This is a genomic window from Rhodobium gokarnense, from assembly GCF_025961475.1.
Lineage (GTDB): Bacteria > Pseudomonadota > Alphaproteobacteria > Rhizobiales > Rhodobiaceae > Rhodobium > Rhodobium gokarnense.
Window position 1 is genome coordinate 96,344 of the sequence record NZ_JAOQNS010000005.1, and the last position, 18,400, is coordinate 114,743.

The following is an 18,400-nucleotide window of genomic DNA, read 5'->3' on the forward strand; positions in this document are numbered from 1 at the left end:
GGTGAAACGCCGGTCCGCTTCTGCGGCGGGCTCGGCGCGATCGCATTCCGTTCAGGTCTTCTCGCGCGCAGCACGACGCGCTCTGAGATCACTGAGCGAATAGCGGCAATGGATCGCCTCGGGGTCGACGATCATCTCGATGAGGGCGGGCTTTCCGGCTTCCAGGCAGCGCTCGAAGGCGGGGGCGAAATCTTCGGTTTTCTCCACCCTCTCGGCATGGGCGCCGTATGACTTCGCCCACAGGCAGAAATCCGGGTTCACCAGATCGGTGCCGTTGGCGCGCCCTTGCAGGCGGTTTTCCTCGTGGATGCGGATGGTGCCGTAGAGGCTGTTGTTGAAGAGGATGACGATCACGTTGGCGCCGTACTGGACGGCGGTCGCCATCTCCTCGCAGCTCATCTGGAAACAGCCGTCGCCGACCAGGTTGACGACAGTGCGCTCCGGAAAGGTCAGCTTGGCCGAGATCGCGGCGGGCAGCGAATAGCCCATCGAGCCGGAGATCGGGCCGAGCTGGGTGTGCATCCGGTAGTGCGGGAAATAGCGCTGGCTCCAGGTCGCGTAGGCGCCGACGCCGTTGGTGACGATGGCGTCCTCGGCCAGCCGCTCGCGCAGCCACAGCATGACGGCCGGCAGATCGATGTCGCCGGGGCAAGGCTGCGGCTGGCGCTCCTCGTTCAGCGTGGCGCGCAGCCGCGCGCTCCACTCCGCGTGACCGGGCCTCGGCGTAAAGGGATGCGCCGCCAGGGCCTCGGCGAAGCGCTCGGTATCCTGGACCAGCGCCATATCGACCTGGAACACCCGGTTGAGGTCGTCGCCCGAGGGCATGACGTGGACCACCTTCTGCTTCGGATGCGGGATGTCGAAGAGCGTGAACCCTTCCATGTAGCCCGCCCCGATCGTGTTCACGTCGCTCAGCGCATCGTTCAGCATCAGCACGAAATCGGCGTCGCGGATGTGCGCCAGAAGTGCAGGGTTCGAGCCGATCCCGATCTCGCCGACATAGCAGTCGAGGCGGTGGTCGATGATGTCCCGGCGCCGGAAGGTGGTGACCACCGGCAGTCCCGCGGCGGTGGCGAAGCGCTGGACGGCCTCGCGCCCGGCCTCGGTCCATCCCGAGCCGCCGACCACGATCAGCGGATGCTCGGACGCCTCCAGCATGGCAAAGATGCGGGCGAGGTCCTCCGCCGCGGGCGCACCGGCCCGTGTGAGCCCGGCCGGCCCGCTCTCCTCGACGTCGGCGCCTTCTTCCAGCACGTCCTCCGGCACGACCAGCACGACCGGCCCGGGCCGGCCCGACATCGCGGTGGCGTAGGCGCGCTGCACGAATTCCGGGATGCGCGCCGGATCGTCGATCTGCGCGACCCATTTCGTCATCGGCGCGAACATGGTGCGGAAATCGTAGGCCATGAACGCTTCGCGCTCGAGGATCGAGCGCTTGACCTGGCCGACGATCAGGATCATCGGCGAGGCATCCTGATAGGCGGTGTGGACACCGTTGACCGCGTTGGTGGCGCCGGGGCTGCGGGTGACGAAGGCGATGCCGGGACGGCCGGTCAGCTTGCCGTAGGCCTCAGCCATCTGCGCCGCGCCGTTCTCGTGGCGGCAACCGACCAGGCGGATGTCGCCGTGCCGGGTCGCCAGCGCGTCGAGAGCCACCAAGAAGCTCTCGCCCGGCACGTGGTAGACGAGCTCCGCGCCGTTCAGGCGCAACTCGTCGGCCAGGATTTCGGCGCCTTTCCTCATACTCATTTTCCTCATCCTATGACGAAGGGATTCTCGATCTCTTCGGCGGTCGACAGCCAGACCGCCTTGGTCTGGAGATACTCGTAGATCCCGGCGACGCCGTTCTCGCGCCCGACACCGCTTTTCTTGTAGCCGCCGAACGGCGTGGTGTAGGAAATGTCGCGATAGGTGTTGACCCAGACGCTGCCCGCCTCGAGCCGTTCGGACATCTTCAGCGCCATCCGCATGTCCGACGTCCAGACGCCGGCGGCAAGGCCGAATTCGCTGTCATTGGCGATCGCTACCGCCTCTTCCGGCTCGTCGAAGGCGATCGCGGCAAGCACCGGGCCGAACACCTCCTCGCGGGCGATGCGCATGTCGTTGTCGACGCCGGCGAAGATGGTCGGCTCGACGAAGAAGCCGGTGCCGCATTCCTCCAGATCCGGGCGCTGGCCGCCCATCAGCAGCTCGGCACCCTCCTGCCGGGCGATGTCGATGTAGCCGAGGATGCGGTCGTACTGCATCTGGTTCGCGATCGGGCCGATCTGGGTCTCCCGCTTGCGCGGATCGCCGATCCGGGCCTGCCGGGTGAAGGCGGCCAGCTTGTCGAGGAATTCGTCATGCACCGAGCGGTGCACGAGCAGGCGCGATCCGGCGATGCAGGTCTGGCCCGTCGCCCCGAAGATGCCGCCGACGACGCCGCGCACCGCATTGTCGAGGTCGGCATCGGCGAAGACGATGTTGGGGGACTTGCCGCCGAGTTCCAGGCTGACGCGCTTGATGTCCCTGGCGGCCAGCGCATAGAGGTGCGCGCCGGTCTTCGTGGAACCGGTGAAGCCGAGATGCCGGGTCAGCGGATGCGCGACCAGCGGCTCGCCGACCTCCGGGCCGAAGCCGGTGACGACGTTGATCACGCCCTTCGGGAAGCCCGCCTGCTCGACCAGCTCCATCAGCTTCAGCGCCGTCGCCGAGGTGTGCTCGGCCGGCTTCATGACGATGGTGTTTCCGGCCGCCAGCGCCGGCGCGGCCTTCAGCGAGAACAGCAGCAGAGGCGCGTTCCACGGCACGATGCCGACGCACACGCCGAGCGGCTCATGCCGCGAAAAGCTCAACGCCGGCTTGTCGCAGGGATGCACGGTGCCCTCGATCTTGTCGGCCATGCCCGCATAGTAGTGATACCAGTGCGGGATGTAACGGATCTGGTGCTTCATCTCCTCCAGCAGGCGCCCGTTGTCGCGCACCTCGACCTCGGCCAGGGCGTCGGCGTGCTCCTCGATCAGTTCCGCGAAGCGCTGGATGATCCGGCCGCGCGCCGTGGGGTGCATCCGCCCCCACTCCCCTTCCTTGAAAGCGCGATGCGCGGCCCGAATCGCGCGATCGGCATCTTCGGCATTGCCGCGCGGCACCAGCGCCCACGGCTGCGCAGTGAAGGGATCCACTGTCTCGAAATAGTCCCCGGACGCCGGAGCCACCCATTCCCCATCGATGTACATGGACAGCTTGGACAAGACTTGTTCGGGCATTCTGGCTCCTTTCACAGCGGCGGCGGGCGGGGCTCCGCAGCCGCGCAGCGCTTTTCGATATCTCTTTACCAGATAAACTGATATCATTATTGCTTGTCAATAACCCTGCTATGGGTTCAAGCACGATTGTTGAGATGCATAAAATTTGTGCATAAAACGGCGACTTGAGGGAAAAAACACGCTATGCCATAAGGGAGTGCTTGTGTCGGCCGTTCCAGTGCGGGCCGGACACGCTCGATCCGATACCGAACCCCTCTAAAACAGATATCATTATCCAAGAGCGCCATGCCCCAAGCCGACAACCCTCTCTACGAGCAGATCAAGAACGCCATCGACCGCCGGATCGAAGCCGCGGAGTGGCCCGCCAACTTCCAGGTCCCGTCGGAAATAAAACTGGCCGAGGAGTTCGGCGCGTCGCAGCTGACCGTTCGCCGGGCGTTGCGCGAGCTGCAGACGGAAGGCGTGCTGATCCGGATCCAGGGGCGCGGCACCTTCGTGGTCGGCCCGCGCATGCAGTGCGCGGTCTTCAACCTTCCGGACATGTCCGAGGAGATCGCGATGAACGGCGGCGCCCACAGCAGCCGCGTCATCGCGCTTTGCGCGCTGCCGCCCGACAGCGCCCGGCGGAACATGCTGCAGGTCGGCCCCGGCACGCCGATCTTCCACTCCCGCCTCCTGCATCTGGAAGACGGAACGCCGATCCAGCTCGAGGACCGTTTCGTCAACGGCGAGGAAGCCCCGGATTACTTGGAGCAGGACTTCACCAAGGTGACGCCGCAGGCCTACCTGATCCGCGAGACGACGGTCACCTATGTCGACAACACGATCCGGGCAATCCGCGCCGACGACGAGGCACGCCAGCTCCTTGAGATCGAGGCCAGCCAGCCCTGCCTGCTGCTCGACCGCTCGACATGGCGCGACGGCATTCCGGTGACCCGCAGCCGCTTCCTCTATCCCGGCGACCGCTACCGGCTGCGCAGTTCGCACGAGGCGCGCATCAACCGCATCGTCTCCCCCACGCCGAACATGAAGGGCCGCTGAGGACCAATGAGAGAATTCGTAGCGAAGCTGCAGGACCGCGGCGATCTTCTGGTCGTCGACAGGGAGATCGATCCGGCCCACGAACTGGCCGCGGTGACCCATCATGCCCAGAAGGCCTGGGCCAAGGCGGTGCTGTTCACGAATGTGAAGGGCACGCGGTTTCCGGTCGTGAGCAATGTCTATGGCACCAGGGAGCGCCTCGCCGAGGTAATCGACATCAAGGCCGAGGACTTCTGCCGGCAGTGGAGCAACCTCTCCTCCCTCGGCGCAGGCACCTTGCGCGAGCCGCTGGTGCCGGCGGGCGACACCGGGATCGAGTATGAGGAGGTCAAGCTCTCCGACCTGCCGCTGATCACCTATTCCGACCGCGATGGTGGCGCCTATTTCACATCGGCGATGTTCATCGCCAAGGATCCGGAAACCGGCGTCGGCAACCTCTCCTACCACCGTTCGATGTATATCAGCGATGCCGAGCTTCGCTGCCGCCTGGCGCCGCGCCATCACCTGACGATCTACCACGAGAAGGCCGAAAAGATGGGCAGGCCGCTCGAGGCCGCGATGCTGATCGGTCCTCCGGCCCACGCCTTTCTGACGGCGGCGGCGCCCCTGCCCTATGACGTCGACGAGCTGGAGGTGGCCGCCCAGTTGCGCGGCACGCCGATCGCGATGCGCAAGTGCAACCATATCGACCTGGAGGTCCCGGCCGAAACCGAGGTGGTGATCGAGGGTCGCTTCCTGCCCAACGAACGCCGCCCGGAAGGCCCGTTCGGCGAGTTCATGGGCTATTACGTGCCGGTTGGCCCGAACGCCGTGTTCGAGGTCCTCGGCGTGACCGTGCGCAGGGATGCGCTGTTCCATTCGATCCTGTGCGGCTCGCCGGAAGAGGTGCTGACGCTTGAGCTCTCCGTGTCGGCCAGCATCTACCAGCGCCTCAGCGCCGCGCTGCCGGGCATCGTCAACGTCACCTGCCAGCCCTTCGTCAACCACGCCATCGTCCAGATCGAGCCGCAGTTCGAGGGCCATGCGCGCCAGGTCATGCTGGCCACCATCGGCGCCGAGCCGATCTGGGCCAAGCAGATCACCGTCGTCGATACCGATGTCGACATCTACGACATGGACGACGTGCAGTGGGCGATCCTCACCCGGTCGCGTCCGGACAAGGACACGATCATCATTCCCGACACCCCGTCCTTCTACCGCGACGAGCAGAAGGATCACTGGGGCCGGATGCTGATCGACGCCACCAAGCCCTGGGGACGCGAGGACGAATTCCTGCGCAAGAAGCTGCGCATGGCGGACGAGATACGCCTGTCCGACTGGTTCGAGGGAGCTTGATGGACGCGCGGCAAAGGCTCGTCGTCGGGATTTCCGGGGCCTCGGGCGCGGTCTACGGGATCCGCTCGCTGGAACTCGCCCGCGCGGCCGGGATCGAGACGCATCTGGTGGTCAGCCGCGCGGCGCTCCTGACGCTGCACCAGGAACTCGGCCTTCAGAAGGACGACCTGGAGACCAAGGCGGACATCGTCCACCCGGTGCAGGATATCGGCGCTTCCATTGCCAGCGGGTCGTTTCGGACCATGGGCATGCTGATCGCGCCGTGCTCGGTGCGCACCATGTCCGAAATCGCCTCGGGCGTGACGTCGAGCCTGATGAGCCGCGCCGCCGACGTGGTGCTGAAGGAACGGCGGCGCCTGGTGCTGATGGTGCGCGAGACGCCGCTGCATCTCGGTCACCTGCGGACCATGACCGCGCTGACCGAGATGGGCGCCGCGATCATGCCGCCGGTGCCCGCCTTCTATGCCCATCCCGGCTCGCTCGACGAGATGGTCACCCACTCCTCAGCCCGTGCGCTCGACCTCTTCGGGATCGACACCGATGCCATCCAGCGCTGGGGCGGCCTGAAGGACGCCCTGACGGAGAACGCCCCGTGACATCCGCGCGCCGCACGGTTCATGGCACGACGATCGGGATCATCGTGCTCGATACCGCGTTCGAACGCCTGCCCGGCGACATTGCCCATGCGGAGACCTGGCCGTTCCCGGTCCAGTTCCGCGTCGTTCGCGGCGTGCGCCCGGCCGATGTGATCGAGGGTGATGCGAGCCTGGCGCTCGCCGCCTTTCACGAGGCGATCGACGACCTGGTCTCGCTCGGCGCCAGGGCCATCACCACGAGTTGCGGGTTCCTGGCGGCCGTGCAGGACGAGCTGACCCGGTATTCGCCGGTGCCCTTTTTCGCCTCGGCGCTGCTGCAGATCCCGCTGATCGAACGCAGCCTGCCTGCCGGCCGGCGCGTCGGACTGGTCGTGTCGGACGCAAACGCCCTGCAGGAGCGGCATTTCCGGAATGTCGGCGCAGAGCCCGGCCTGCCGATCGCCGAACTGCCGGCCGACGGCCCGATCCGTGCCAACATGCGGGACAACGCGCAACAGGTCGACCGGGCCGCGCAGGAGCGCGATGCGCTGGAGACGGTCGAACGGCTTCTCGCCGCGCATCCCGATGTCGGGGCAATCGTTCTGGAATGCGCGAACCTGCCGCCCTATTCCGACGCCATCGCGCGTCGCTTCGGCCTGCCGGTCTACGACATCGTCACCCTCGTCACCTGGCTCCACAACGCCCTGGTTCCGCCCCGGTACCGGGTATGAGCGAGGGGGTCGACCTCGCCGTCATCGGCGGTGGGCTGATCGGCTCGTCGATCGCCTGGGGCGCCGCCCGCGCGGGCGCCGACGTCCTTCTGCTGGACGAGGGCGACCTGGCGCTGCGCGCCACACGCGGCAATTTCGGGCTGGTCTGGCTTCAGGGCAAGGGGCTCGGACATCCCGACTACATGCATTGGTCGATCCGGGCCGGGCGCCTCTGGCCGGAGCTCGACCGTCTGTTGCGCGAGGAAACCGGGCTCGACAGCGGCTGGCGCGGCGGTGGCGGATTGAACTTCTGCCTGTCCGATGCCGACCTTGAGGCCCGGCGCGACATGATCGCCCGCACCGCCGCGGAGGGCGGCGACATCTCGATCCGGCTGCTGGACCGCGACGAGGTCGCTTCCATCGCGCCCGGCATCGGGCCCGAGGTCCTCGGGGCCTCGATCTCCGACCTCGACGGCGAGGCGAACCCGCTCTCGACGCTGCGCGCCTTCCAGGTGGGCTTTCAACGGCACGGCGGCACGCTGCGAAACAAGTCACCCGTGCAAGGCCTCCGCCCGGCGCCGGGTGGCGGATTTCAGATCACATGCGCCGATGGCGACCGGCTCCGGGCGCGCAAAGTCGTCATCGCCGCCGGCCTCGGGACGACGGACCTCGCCGCCCAGGTCGGGCTTCACCTGCCCCTGTCGCCCGAGCGCGGGCAGATCGTGGTGACCGAGCGGGTCGCGCCGTTCCTGAACCGTCCCACCAACACAGTCCGCCAGACCCGGGAGGGAACGGTCCTCATCGGCAGTTCCCACGAGGATGCGGGGTTTTCCACCGGCACCGACGTCGCCACGATCGCGCGGCTCTGCCGCATCGGCGTTCGCACCTTTCCGGCGCTGGCTTCGGCGCGGCTGGTGCGCGCCTGGGGCGCCGTGCGGATCATGACCGCCGACGGACTACCGGTCTACGACGAGGCGTCGGACTATCCCGGCGCGTTCGTCGTCACCTGCCACAGCGGCGTGACGCTGGCGAGCGTGCATGCGCTGGAGCTCGGCCCGGCGCTGGCCGCCGGCACCCTCGGCCCCGCGCCCGGCAACATGAGGAGCACACGCTTTGCGCCTTCGCCGCGTTGATCCCGCCCCCGCCGGCGGGCAGTTCTTCTTCGAGGGCCGCCCGGTGCCCTTCCGCGAGGGCGACAGCGTGGCCAGCGCGCTTATGGCCGCCGGCATCGCCACCTTTCGCGCAACGCCCGTCACCGGCGCAGCGCGGGCGCCCTACTGCCTGATGGGCGTCTGCTACGACTGCCTGGTGCGCATCGACGGCGCCGACAACCAGCGCGCCTGCATGACGCCCTGCGGCGAGGGACTGCGGGTGGAACGGCAAGCCGGCGTCGCGGGCTCGCCCGGCAGCGACGAGCGGGGCGCGCGATGACGCTCACCGCCTCGACGAACTGGGACGTCATCGTCATCGGGACTGGGCCCGCGGGCATCGGCGGCGCGACCGCGCTGGCCGAGCGCGGGCTGCGGGTGCTCGCGCTCGACGAGGCGCCGGCGCCCGGCGGCCTCATCTGGCGCGGCATCGAACGGTCTCCAGCGGCCCGCGCCGCGCTCCTCGGACCGGATTACCTGGCGGGGCGCGACCCCGTCGCGCGCCTGCGCGCCAGCGGGGCGACGCTGGCCTTCTCGACCGGGCTCTGGCGCGCCGAGGCCGACGGCACCGTCTGGCTGCGCGGCGCCGACGGCATCTCGCGTCATCACGGCCGCCAACTGCTGCTCGCGACCGGCGCGATGGAACGTCCGGCCCCCTGCCCGGGCTGGACGCTGCCCGGCGTCACCACGGTCGGAGGCCTGCAACTCCTGCTGAAGCGCGAGGGCCTCTTGCCCGAAGGGCCACTGGTGCTGGCGGGCACCGGGCCGCTCGTCTATCTCTTTGCCGCGCAATGCGTTGCGGCGGGCAAGCGGGACCTCACGCTGCTCGACACGGCCGATCCGGCCGCGATGATGCCCGCCCTCGCCCACCTGCAGCAGGCGCTTTTCGGTAAGGGCGCCGGCTATCTGACCAAGGGCCTGCGCCTGCTGCTGACCTTGCGCCGCGCCGGGATCGTCCACCACACCCGCGTCCGCGATCTCAGGATCGAGGCCGGGCCTGAGGACGGGCTGACCATCGACTGCCGGATCGGCAGGCGGCGGCGGCGCTTCGAGGCGGCCCGGATCGGCCTGCACGAGGGCGTGATCCCCGAGACCCACCTGTCCCGATCCCTCGGCTGCGCCCATGACTGGTCGCAGGAGGCCCAGGCTTTCCTGCCGCGCCGCGATACGGAGCTGCGGAGTTCGCTGGAGCGCGTCTTCATTGCCGGCGACGGCGGCCGCATCGGCGGCGCGATGGCGGCGCTTCTGGAAGGCCGGCTGGCCGCCTGCGGAATCCTCTCGCGCGACGGCCGGGGCTCTGCCTCCGACGCCGAACGGGAGGCGCGGCGGCTGCGCAAGGAGATCGCGGCCCATCTCGCGCCGCGACCCTTCCTCGATCGCCTGTATCGTCCGCGCGCCGAGACCCTTGCTCCGCCGAACGAGGCGATCGTCTGCCGCTGCGAGGAGGTCCGCGCGGAAGATATCCGCGCCGCCATCGCGGACGGGGCGAGCGGACCGAACCAGATCAAGGCATTCCTGCGGACCGGGATGGGCCCCTGCCAGGGCCGCATGTGCGGTCCCGTGCTCAGCGCGCTCTGTTCATCGGAACGCGCGCAGGCGATGGACGATGTCGGCATGCTGACCGTCCGCGACCCCCTCCGCCCGATCAGCGTGGGCGAACTCGCGGCGCTCGACGAAGGCGACTGCTGAAAGTCGGCGCGCGCCCGTGCCGGATCACATCCGCGACTGTCCTCAGAACCGGAGCCAGACCGCGGAAAACACGCCGCGTTCGCGAAGGGCGTTCCGGCCGTAGACGGTGCCGAGGCCGCCGACCTGGAGCGAGACGCTGTCGTTGATGTCGTAGACGGCGCTGAGCTGCAGCTTGTGCTCCCGGGTGCGGCGGAAGATCCCCTCCGGATCGCTGACGCTGATCGTGTTGAAGGTCTGGCCGAGCAGCAGGAGGTCGGGGCGCGGGCGGAACCCGAGCGTGCCGTCGAGGCGCAGTTCGTCCGCCGGGTCGCCGGTGCGCAGGCGATAGCCGGCCTGGCCGTCGACGAAAGCCTCCTTTTCCCCGATCTTGAAGCCGTGGCCGATCATGCCGCGGAGTTCGTATTCCGTATCGGTGTTGCCGACATTGGCGAGGATGTCGTTGCGGCGCGTGCCGGGAATGCGCGTCAGCCCCTGGAGCGAGACCACCGTCCCCTCCTTCTGGAACACCCGGTATCGCGCGCCGAACTCGGTGTATCCGGGCCGGCTGCTGCTGGAGATGTCGCCGATGGAGGCATGGCGGAAGCTCGGCGTCAGCATCAGCGTCAGGTCCGAGGTCAGCCCGTACTCCATCAGAAGCGAGGCTTCGGCCTTCGTGTAGTCCTCGATGTCGACGACGTTGCCGTGGTCGTCGAAGCCGCGCGTGCTGTTCGAATACATGAAGGTGCCGATGACCTGGCCGCTTCCCTTCTCGTGGGTCCAGGCGCCGGCGCGGGCCTCGGAGGCAGGGACCACCAGGCCGGCGAGCAGTCCGGCCGCGACGGCGGCCGGCGCGAGAAGGTCACGCAATCTCGACATGGCTGTCACCGTGGCTCCATTGGCGCCCGAACTCGGCCAGCAGATGGGCCGGCAGGTCGACGAGCGCGTCGGCCGTTCCCAGCGACGCCGCGGACGAGGCGGTGACGAAGGCGTTGTGGATGGAATTGCCATGGCGAATCTCCAGATCGGCGATACGGCGGCGGGCGAACTCACATGTCTTGTGCATGGTGAATGCGTCGCGGGCGTTCGGCTCCACGATCATGAAGGCTCCCGGCTCGTAGGCGGTCAGAACCGCCGTCAGGGGCGCCGGCACGCGGGCGATCGCGGCAGCGACCCTGCGGAGCAGGTCGTCAGTCGCCTCGTCGCCGTGGAGGGCCCGGAATGCGGCGAACTCATCGATCTGGATCAGGGCGAGGCAGGCGCTGGCGCCGCTCTCCATGCAACTGCGCAGGGTGACGTCCATGACGAACGGGCTCGCGAGCCTGGTCAACGGATCGACGAGCGTGCCGCCGAGTTCCCCGCGCGCCAGTTCCTCGTGTCTTTGTTGCAGCTCGACCTCGCGAAGCTGGCGCCGTTCCTGCTCGCGCTTGAAGCGAAGCAGCGTGCGCACGCGCGCCGTCAGGTCGATCTGGCTGACCGGCTTGCCGACGAAATCGTTGGCTCCTGCAATGAAGGCCTGATTGAGCGCGTCGGTATCGCGCATGCCCGACAGCATCAGGACCGGCAGGTCCCTGCCCGCCGGATGCAGGCGGATGCGCGCGCAGGCTTCGATGCCGTCGACCTCCGGCATCATGATGTCCATGATCACGAGGTCGAACGTATCGGCATCGGCATCGGCATCGCTATCGCGTCCGGACGGCTCCACGCCCAGCATCGCAAAGGCGTCGGTGGCCGAACGGGCGAACTGAATGTCCGCGAACCCGCTGTCTTCGAGATAGGCGGCGGTGATGTCTGCCGCGTCCTCGGAATCGTCGACGATCAGGATTCTTGAAACGGAGGCGTTCATGACCGGTCCTCTCCGATCGCCCGATAGGCGCGCCAGGTGGGACCGTCGAAGACCATCCGGTAGCCGGGCGCCCCTTTCTCGAACAATTCGGGAAAGGCGCGCCCGACCTTGTCCATGCCGAGGGCGGAGGCGGCGTTGCGGACCACGACGACGGGCCAGGTCATCTCGCGCCGCGTCGACGCGATGCGCACGGCGAATGCGTCGGCGCTGAGGAGGCCGTCGGCGCTGCCGCGCATGGCGACCACCGCGCCGGCTGCCTCGGCATCGAGGAGAATGTCCCTGCTGTCCGCCAGCAGGCGTGCCAGCAGAGCGTTTTCTTCCTCCATGCGCCCTTGCTCCGCGCCGAGCGCAGCGCTGAGCCATTGCCTCGTTTGCGGCGATGCGTCGCCGACAAGGATGACCGTCGCGCCGAAGAATCCTGCGACCAGCCAAAGCATGATCGCCCGCCGGTGGAGGCGGCTGTCGGGCCAGTACACCGTACAAGCCGCAGCGATGACCGCAGCGGGCCCCAGCGCCAGGGCGAGAGGCGGCGCGACGCCGAGGAGGGCGGCAAAGACGATGGCCGACACCAGCATGGCGCAAAGACCGATGGTCGCCAGCAACAGCGGCTGCAAGGTCCGCGCCTGCATGGCCATGACGATGGTGATCGGAGCCGCCACCAGCGTGCCGGCTGCCGCCAGCGCCGCCACGACCAGCATGTTTGGCGGGAAGACGGCACCGCTGCGATCGCTCATGGAGGCGACGTTCGCCGCCGCTCGTGCCAGGAAGTGAAACGCGTCTCCCGCCAGTATCCAGTTGACGAAGATGAAGCTCAGGACAGAGAACGCCAACGGAAACAGCAGAACGAGGAAAACGCTGATCGGCGATCTCTCGAGCAGGTCGGGGGGAGCGACGAGCGCCAGAAACGGGATGCTGGCGATCGCCAGCACTGCCCCGAAGGGATGGGAAAAGGCCAGAACGACAAGTGCGATCGAGACCAGCATGATGTCGTTGACGCGGTAGGACCGGCGCAGGTTGAAGATGCCGAGCGCCAGCAGCCACACGCCCAGCAGAACGAGAACGCCGCCCGTCCCCTCGGTGACCGCCCGCACGAATATCGGGTTGAACGCCAGCAGCGCCGTCACCGCCAGGCTGGCGGCAAGGCCGAATTTGGCCTTGCGGAGCATGACGAACCAGGTCGTGACCAGCCAGGCGGCAAGCAGGGCCACCAGCAGTGAGAGCGCCAACGGCCCGAGGCCGGGCAAGAGCCAGTTGACGCTGACCGCCACCATCTGCGGCAATGGCGGGAAAGCGGTCGCTGCCGTCTCGAACGGGACGACGCCGGCATTGACGAGCAATGCCCGGCCCCACAGATCGCGTTCGCCGACGGCGGCATAGCCATGCGCGCGCAGGAACAGCGACAGCGCGAGCATCGCAGAGGTCGCAGCGGCCATGACGAGCAGTGCCACATGTCTGCCGCGGAGCGTCATGCCGCCTTTTCCTCCGTCTGACGGGCCGCGATGGCGATGGCGGCGGCTGTATGGTTGGACAGGCCGTGGTGCGTCTTTTCCCAGTAGAACGGTTTGGTGATGAGCTGCACGGCGGCCTTCCAGGCGGCGACGGACATCAGAACCCAGTACCAGAGTGCGGTCAGACTGAACGGAATGAGCTCGAACCATCTCCTCCTGAACGGCGCCAGCATCATGAGAAACGTGATGAGGGCGTTGCCGGCGAGCAGGTTGAACAGGGCGAGATAGAGCAGGACCGGCGGGAACAGTTGGTCGAAGCCCGAGGTCTGGGTGATCACCCAGACGACGAACATGCCCCAGAAGATCGGGTTGAGGACACCGGACAGCATCGTGCCGCCGATGAAGAACACGAAGCCCAGAACACCCAGCGGGCCGATCGTGCGCATGAGGTGAATCGGGCGCCGGGTATGGACCAGGAAGGTCTGCATGTAGCCCTTGATCCAGCGCGAGCGCTGGCGGATCCAGTTCGCGTGCGAGACGTTGGCCTCTTCGAAGGTCGTGGATTCGATGAGCCAGACGCCGTAGCCCTTCTGGGTCATGCGGATGCCGAGATCGGCGTCCTCGGTGACGTTGAAGGGGTCCCAGGCATGCAGTTCGCGCAGCACCTCGATCCGGAAGTGATTGGAGGTGCCGCCGAGCGGGATCGGCACGCCGAGCCGTTCCAGGCCCGGCAGCATGAGGTCGAACCACAGCGAATAGTCGAGCGTGAACAGGCGGGTCAGCCAGTTTTCGTCGCGGTTGAAATAGTTCAGCCGGCACTGCACGCAGGCGATGTGGTCCGGCGCCTGGCGGAACGCGGCAACGACCTTCTTGAGCTGGTCGGGCTCGGGCTTGTCCTCGGCATCGTAGATGACGACGTAGTCGCCGCGCGCGAAACGCAAAGCATAGTTGCAGGCCTTCGGCTTGGTCTGCGGCTCTGACGGCGGCACCCGGATGATTTCGAAAATGCCCTCAAGACCGAGCGCCATTGCCGCGTCGATCGTCTCGGTGTCGCCTTCCTCCAGCACGATCTTGATGTCGAGGCGCGAGGTCGGATAGTCGAGGTGCCGCAGCGCATTGGTGATGATCGGCAGGACCTCGGGCTCGCGGAACATCGGCACCAGCACCGTGTAGATCGGCAGGTCCTCGTCGCGCAGCATCCGGACGCCCGCGTCCACCTCGCGTGTCCGGCTCGTCTGGTGGTTGCCTCCGGCCCAGATCAGGATCGCCTTGAACAGGAAATTGCCGAAATAAAAGAGCGACAACACCAGATTGATGGCGATCAGGCTGACCACCGGCGCAAAGGCGAGCCCGAGCGCGGCCGCCGACATCAGGAACCAGCCGACGATGATCTGTGTCGGCGTGAACACGGTCTGGGCCGACATGACGGGATCGCGCTCGGCCAGTTCGAACACGGCCCGTTGCGAATACTGATCGGAAAAGACGTTCTGGACGGCCCAGTGAATGTCGAACTTGCTGGTGACGACGAAGGAGACGTCGCGTCCCCAGCGCCGGCGGCTGAACAGGATGCATTCCGGGCCCGGGCGGGCCGTTGCGACGACGATGCGTCCGTCGCGCTTGCGCCAGGGCATCGCCAGCTCGCGCATGTATTCGGAGACGTCGTCTTCCTTGAGGAGGTCCGGATCGGGCAGCGCCTCGCGAATGCTGACGAATTCGATGTCGAAGCGCTCCGACAGCGAGCGGTAGTACTCGGCCGGGTCGATCCAGTTCCGGGCGAGCAGAACATCGATGAGGCTGGCGTTCCATTGCTCCGCCAGGCGTCTGGCCTGGTCGAACTGGGAAAGGCTGATGAGGCCCTGCTCGACCAGGTGGTCGCCGGTCCAGATATCGCTCTCGGTCAAGGTCGCCATGGTCAGCCCTTCGACCGTCTGGCGCGCGAGATGCCGCGCAGGAGCAGGACGAATCCGACCGTGGCGATCAGCCAGCCGCCGCCGATCATGCCGAGCCTGTATTGCTCGAGATACTGCGCAAGGCCGCCGGCGTCGGGGTAGCGGATCTGGATCAGCCGATCGCGCTTGGTGGAAAATGCCAGGCTGATGCCCTGGCGATCGAGGAACGCGACGTTGCCAAGGCCGAGCTCCGGCGGCTCCGCGCTGTCGACGGGCTCATCGAAGGACGTGCCGGGACGTATCCAGAGGACCTGCCTGCCGTCGGCGGCCAGAAGCTGTACAGCCGTCTGCGACTGCAGCACCGCGCCATCCATCAGAACGGCGCCGCCGGTATCGGCGAGCCGGACCGGACCGGCATCGAAACGGATCGCGGGCGTGCCTTGGGGCGGCGCCGTGTCGGACACCCAGACATAGGGACCTTCCGTCGGCGCGCTGCGGTAGCGGACGCGCACCGGTGTCCGTTCGTCCAGAAGGCCGCGCAGGAGGCGGGCCGTACCGCCGAGCATCGCCGGGTCCTGAAGGACGACCGTGACGCCTTCGGCAAAGTGCGGTCCGAGTTCAAAGAAATCGTCGACCGGCCCGGCATCGCCGAGGACGAAATGGCTGGAGGGCAGCAGTTGCGCGTCGTAGCCTTGAGGCGCATGGGTGCAATCGCCGCCGCGCACCTGGCGCACCGCGGAAATCTCGACCGAGTTGCTGGTGGTCATCAGGCCGGACGGCAGGTCGACATCGAGCCGGACCCTGTCGCGGTCCTGCACCACGACGCTTGCGAGCAGGAGACCGTTCATGGTCACGCTGACGACCGGCGGCGTCTTCCCGCCATTGCCGGCAACCGACATGTCGACGACCATGCCGGAAATGCGTTTTCCCGGCGGAACGCGCGTCACCGGCAGGGAGACGGTCCAACTGCCGCGATCGACGACCTGGAGGATCGCCGGATCGCTGCCCAGGTCGCTGAAGTCCAGGCGGTCGGGCGCGCTGCGGTCCGACCGGTGCAACCGATCGACCTCGGGTGACGTCGCCAATGCGCGCCAACGGCTCTGCAGCAGGTGCGCTGCCGCCAGCGGATCGTCGCCGCCGAGGGCGATGGACGGCATGGCCCCGCCGCGCGCCTGCAGGGCGGGCGCGTCCCGTCCGTCCAGGACGATCCGGCCCCTTCTCCAACGGCCGCCTGCGGGGGCGCGAGCGGTGGTCGCCAGGGCAGCGTTCGGGTTGCCGGCGACCAGCGCCAGCGCCGCCGCGGCCTGGGCCTCACTCGGAGTTGAGGGGATGACGATGTCGAGATCGCGCGGCATCATCGCCGCCACGTCCGCGACGGACGTCAGGGCGTCCCTGTTGAGCGTGGCGATGATACCGCCCGCCGGCGCCAGCGACAGATAGGCGCCCGACAGGCGTTCGTCGACGCACCGATCGTCCGTCATGGCACCGGAATATTCGATGCGCACATGGACGAAGCCGTTCTGCACGACGTCCCGGTCGATGAGGATCTCGATCTCTCCCGATCGCTCCTCCACGCCCAGCGGTCTGGTCAGACGCGGCCGGTCCGCGACGCTCACCTTGACGTAGCGCCGGCTCTCGAAGGCGGCGGCAGACCGATAGGGCAGCAGCAGGCGGAGGCTGTCGACGGTGGACGGCCGCGGGATCGGGAAATAGAGATCGCGCACGCCGGAAAGGCCCGTCAGTTCGATCCCTTGGGCAAAGCCGAGTTCGGAGAGCGATATCGTGCGCTGGAGCGTGGCATCCGCGCGCGGGGATTTTACGGCGTCGGCGGCCGGCGGGTCGTGCCGTTGCGTGGTCGGCTCCGCAGCGCCGGCGGCCCCCACGGTGCGCCGCAGGGCGGTATCCGCGAACAGGGGTTTGGCAGCGGGCAGAATGTCCTGCCGTTGTGTCGTCGGTTGCTCGGCGCCGGCGGCGCCCGCCGATGCCAGCAAGGCGAGCACCGCCGCCGACACGCGCGGCCATGTCATGGGCATCACTGCACTCCCGTCGCGGGAACGGTTTCCCGGAGCGCCAGGGCCATGGAGCGAAGGGCGGCAAGATCCTGATCGGTCGGGGGCCCGGACATGGCCTTGATCTCCAGGAGCCGTATCTCGGCCTCCCGGGCCCGGGCGCCCAGGTCCTTGTAGCCAAGTGGCGGCGCCGTGCCCGCCAGTTCATGCAAGGCCACCAGGAGGGCCTCCATTTCGGGCGCGTAGGTTTCTTGCGACAGCGCGTTGGCGTGTGCCTCCAACTGCTCGAGGCGCGACGGCAACCGCGCTGCAAATCGCGCCGCAATACGTTCCAGGGCAGGACCAATAGGGGATTGTGCCATGACTATTCCCGAACAACAGGACTCAATTCTTGGGCTTCATGACATCGTAAAATTGATAATAATAGTTTAAGTTGCACACCTTAATATTTCAACCGGAGTAATCATTGTATAATTCTAATAAATATTTCCGGGTCTCGGTCATCTTTGTTCAACGCTACGTTTTTTATTTAAGGACCGATGCCGCCGGCCTCAATCGGCGGGATCTCGATCCAAGCATGATGCCGGTTGACCGGCAGGTCTTGGAGACCGCGGGGCGCATCGGCCGGCGACCGCGCCACCTCCGGCAAGGCCTGTGAGGCCGACAGGTGCCGTAACTGGCCAAATGCGCGCAAGATCAAGCCCGTCGCACTGACGAAGGCACCCGAAACCAACCCTATCCACTTGACCGCATGGCCTATCGCCGTTGCGATATCGTGGCGCCCGCGTTCGGCCGACGATGTCATCGCCGGGGGGCGCGCGGCGGAGCGTCGCCGGGCGCGGCAGGACATTCGGCCCCGGCCTTCGATGTTTGCCGGCGGGCAGCGTCCCGTGCGTGCCGCTGCTCAGCCGGTTCGAGCCCGAGATAGGCCGGGTCCAACTCGTGCAGGAAGCAGGGCGGCGAGGCGAAGCCGTCAGGCTGGGTGTCGTCGTCGGGTGTCGTCATGTGGCGAGGGCTCCCATGCGCGGGCGGTGTTCCGCCGGGCTCCATCCGGTCCCGGCGAGACCTCTTCGGGACGGTCCGTTTTCTCTTTGCGGCCACCGAACGGGCCTCCCTCACCCCGTGCTCCAGGCCCGCGGCTGTTTCATGCCGGCGATCTTGCAGGCCTGTTTGACGTAGCCGTAGGGAAAAAGGGCAAAGAAGCGGCGCCTTGCCGCCGCTTCGCTCTCACCGTGGCGCGCGGCGAGGAAACGAAAGGCAAAACGGGCATCGGGCGCGACGCCGGATTCGGCGAGAAACTCCCGCATGAAGGCAAGGACCGCCCAATGCTCCTCGCCGAGTTCGACGCCCTCCTCTTCGGCAAATTTTTCGGCAACAGCCGCGTCCCAATCCTCCGGATCGACGAGATATCCGGCTTCGTCGCGGCGGACGGTCCGGTCTCCGACGACGTCTTCGGTCACCACGTCGGGTCGTGTCCTCATGGCCTTCC

16 protein-coding genes are annotated in these 18,400 nt (G+C 67.3%); 7 read left to right on the forward strand and 9 right to left on the reverse strand.

What is annotated here, in order from left to right:
- Window positions 1–51: 51 nt before the first annotated feature.
- Both M2319_RS10180 and M2319_RS10185 read right to left on the reverse strand, forming a co-directional pair.
- Window positions 52–1,749 (reverse strand): thiamine pyrophosphate-binding protein, encoded by a 1,698-nt coding sequence (locus tag M2319_RS10180; protein WP_264601350.1) that lies wholly within the window; start codon window positions 1,747–1,749, stop codon window positions 52–54.
- Between the two features lie 5 nt (window positions 1,750–1,754).
- Window positions 1,755–3,245, reverse strand: coding sequence for an aldehyde dehydrogenase (locus M2319_RS10185; RefSeq protein ID WP_264601351.1), 1,491 nt, complete (start codon window positions 3,243–3,245; stop codon window positions 1,755–1,757).
- 285 nt (window positions 3,246–3,530) lie between these two features.
- Between M2319_RS10185 and hutC the strand changes: the two genes are divergently transcribed.
- From hutC to M2319_RS10220, 7 genes are read left to right on the forward strand one after another with little or no spacing between them, the layout of a single operon-like run.
- The gene (gene hutC, locus M2319_RS10190) at window positions 3,531–4,286 is read left to right on the forward strand and encodes a histidine utilization repressor (RefSeq protein WP_264601352.1); all 756 of its coding nucleotides are present in this window, start codon (window positions 3,531–3,533) and stop codon (window positions 4,284–4,286) included.
- A gap of 6 nt (window positions 4,287–4,292) precedes the next feature.
- On the forward strand, window positions 4,293–5,621 hold the full coding sequence (locus M2319_RS10195) for a UbiD family decarboxylase (RefSeq protein WP_264601353.1): 1,329 nt from the start codon (window positions 4,293–4,295) through the stop codon (window positions 5,619–5,621).
- Complete coding sequence (locus M2319_RS10200) at window positions 5,621–6,217, forward strand: UbiX family flavin prenyltransferase (RefSeq protein WP_264601354.1); 597 nt, start codon at window positions 5,621–5,623, stop codon at window positions 6,215–6,217. Before M2319_RS10195 ends, M2319_RS10200 begins: the two co-directional genes overlap by 1 nt.
- A complete protein-coding gene (locus M2319_RS10205) occupies window positions 6,214–6,927 on the forward strand; it encodes an aspartate/glutamate racemase family protein (protein ID WP_264601355.1) in 714 nt (237 codons plus the stop codon). The genes M2319_RS10200 and M2319_RS10205 overlap by 4 nt, the downstream gene beginning before the upstream one ends.
- On the forward strand, window positions 6,924–8,039 hold the full coding sequence (locus M2319_RS10210) for an NAD(P)/FAD-dependent oxidoreductase (RefSeq protein ID WP_264601356.1): 1,116 nt from the start codon (window positions 6,924–6,926) through the stop codon (window positions 8,037–8,039). Before M2319_RS10205 ends, M2319_RS10210 begins: the two co-directional genes overlap by 4 nt.
- Window positions 8,020–8,337: a (2Fe-2S)-binding protein gene (locus tag M2319_RS10215; RefSeq protein ID WP_264601357.1), complete on the forward strand. Its 318-nt coding sequence runs from the start codon at window positions 8,020–8,022 to the stop codon at window positions 8,335–8,337. Before M2319_RS10210 ends, M2319_RS10215 begins: the two co-directional genes overlap by 20 nt.
- On the forward strand, window positions 8,334–9,743 hold the full coding sequence (locus M2319_RS10220; protein WP_264601358.1) for an FAD/NAD(P)-dependent oxidoreductase: 1,410 nt from the start codon (window positions 8,334–8,336) through the stop codon (window positions 9,741–9,743). The genes M2319_RS10215 and M2319_RS10220 overlap by 4 nt, the downstream gene beginning before the upstream one ends.
- A gap of 42 nt (window positions 9,744–9,785) precedes the next feature.
- On the opposite strand, the gene M2319_RS10225 is transcribed toward M2319_RS10220, so the two are convergent.
- The 7 genes from M2319_RS10225 to M2319_RS10255 all read right to left on the reverse strand — a co-directional run bounded on the left by M2319_RS10225 (window position 9,786) and on the right by M2319_RS10255 (window position 18,392).
- Entirely contained in the window at window positions 9,786–10,598 is an 813-nt protein-coding gene (locus M2319_RS10225) for a hypothetical protein (protein ID WP_264601359.1), read from the reverse strand.
- Window positions 10,582–11,565 carry a response regulator gene (locus M2319_RS10230; RefSeq protein WP_264601360.1) on the reverse strand — a complete coding sequence of 328 codons (984 nt, stop codon included), beginning with the start codon at window positions 11,563–11,565 and terminating at the stop codon, window positions 10,582–10,584. The genes M2319_RS10225 and M2319_RS10230 overlap by 17 nt, the downstream gene beginning before the upstream one ends.
- A complete protein-coding gene (locus tag M2319_RS10235) occupies window positions 11,562–12,977 on the reverse strand; it encodes a hypothetical protein (protein WP_264601361.1) in 1,416 nt (471 codons plus the stop codon). The genes M2319_RS10230 and M2319_RS10235 overlap by 4 nt, the downstream gene beginning before the upstream one ends.
- Before the next feature lie 53 nt (window positions 12,978–13,030).
- The gene (locus tag M2319_RS10240) at window positions 13,031–14,923 is read right to left on the reverse strand and encodes a glycosyltransferase family 2 protein (RefSeq protein WP_264601362.1); all 1,893 of its coding nucleotides are present in this window, start codon (window positions 14,921–14,923) and stop codon (window positions 13,031–13,033) included.
- Between the two features lie 2 nt (window positions 14,924–14,925).
- On the reverse strand, window positions 14,926–16,935 hold the full coding sequence (locus M2319_RS10245; RefSeq protein WP_264601363.1) for a cellulose biosynthesis cyclic di-GMP-binding regulatory protein BcsB: 2,010 nt from the start codon (window positions 16,933–16,935) through the stop codon (window positions 14,926–14,928).
- Window positions 16,935–17,273: an Hpt domain-containing protein gene (locus M2319_RS10250; RefSeq protein WP_264601364.1), complete on the reverse strand. Its 339-nt coding sequence runs from the start codon at window positions 17,271–17,273 to the stop codon at window positions 16,935–16,937. The genes M2319_RS10245 and M2319_RS10250 overlap by 1 nt, the downstream gene beginning before the upstream one ends.
- A 753-nt stretch (window positions 17,274–18,026) precedes the next feature.
- Window positions 18,027–18,392: a TusE/DsrC/DsvC family sulfur relay protein gene (locus M2319_RS10255; protein ID WP_264601365.1), complete on the reverse strand. Its 366-nt coding sequence runs from the start codon at window positions 18,390–18,392 to the stop codon at window positions 18,027–18,029.
- Between the last annotated feature and the right edge of the window lie 8 nt (window positions 18,393–18,400).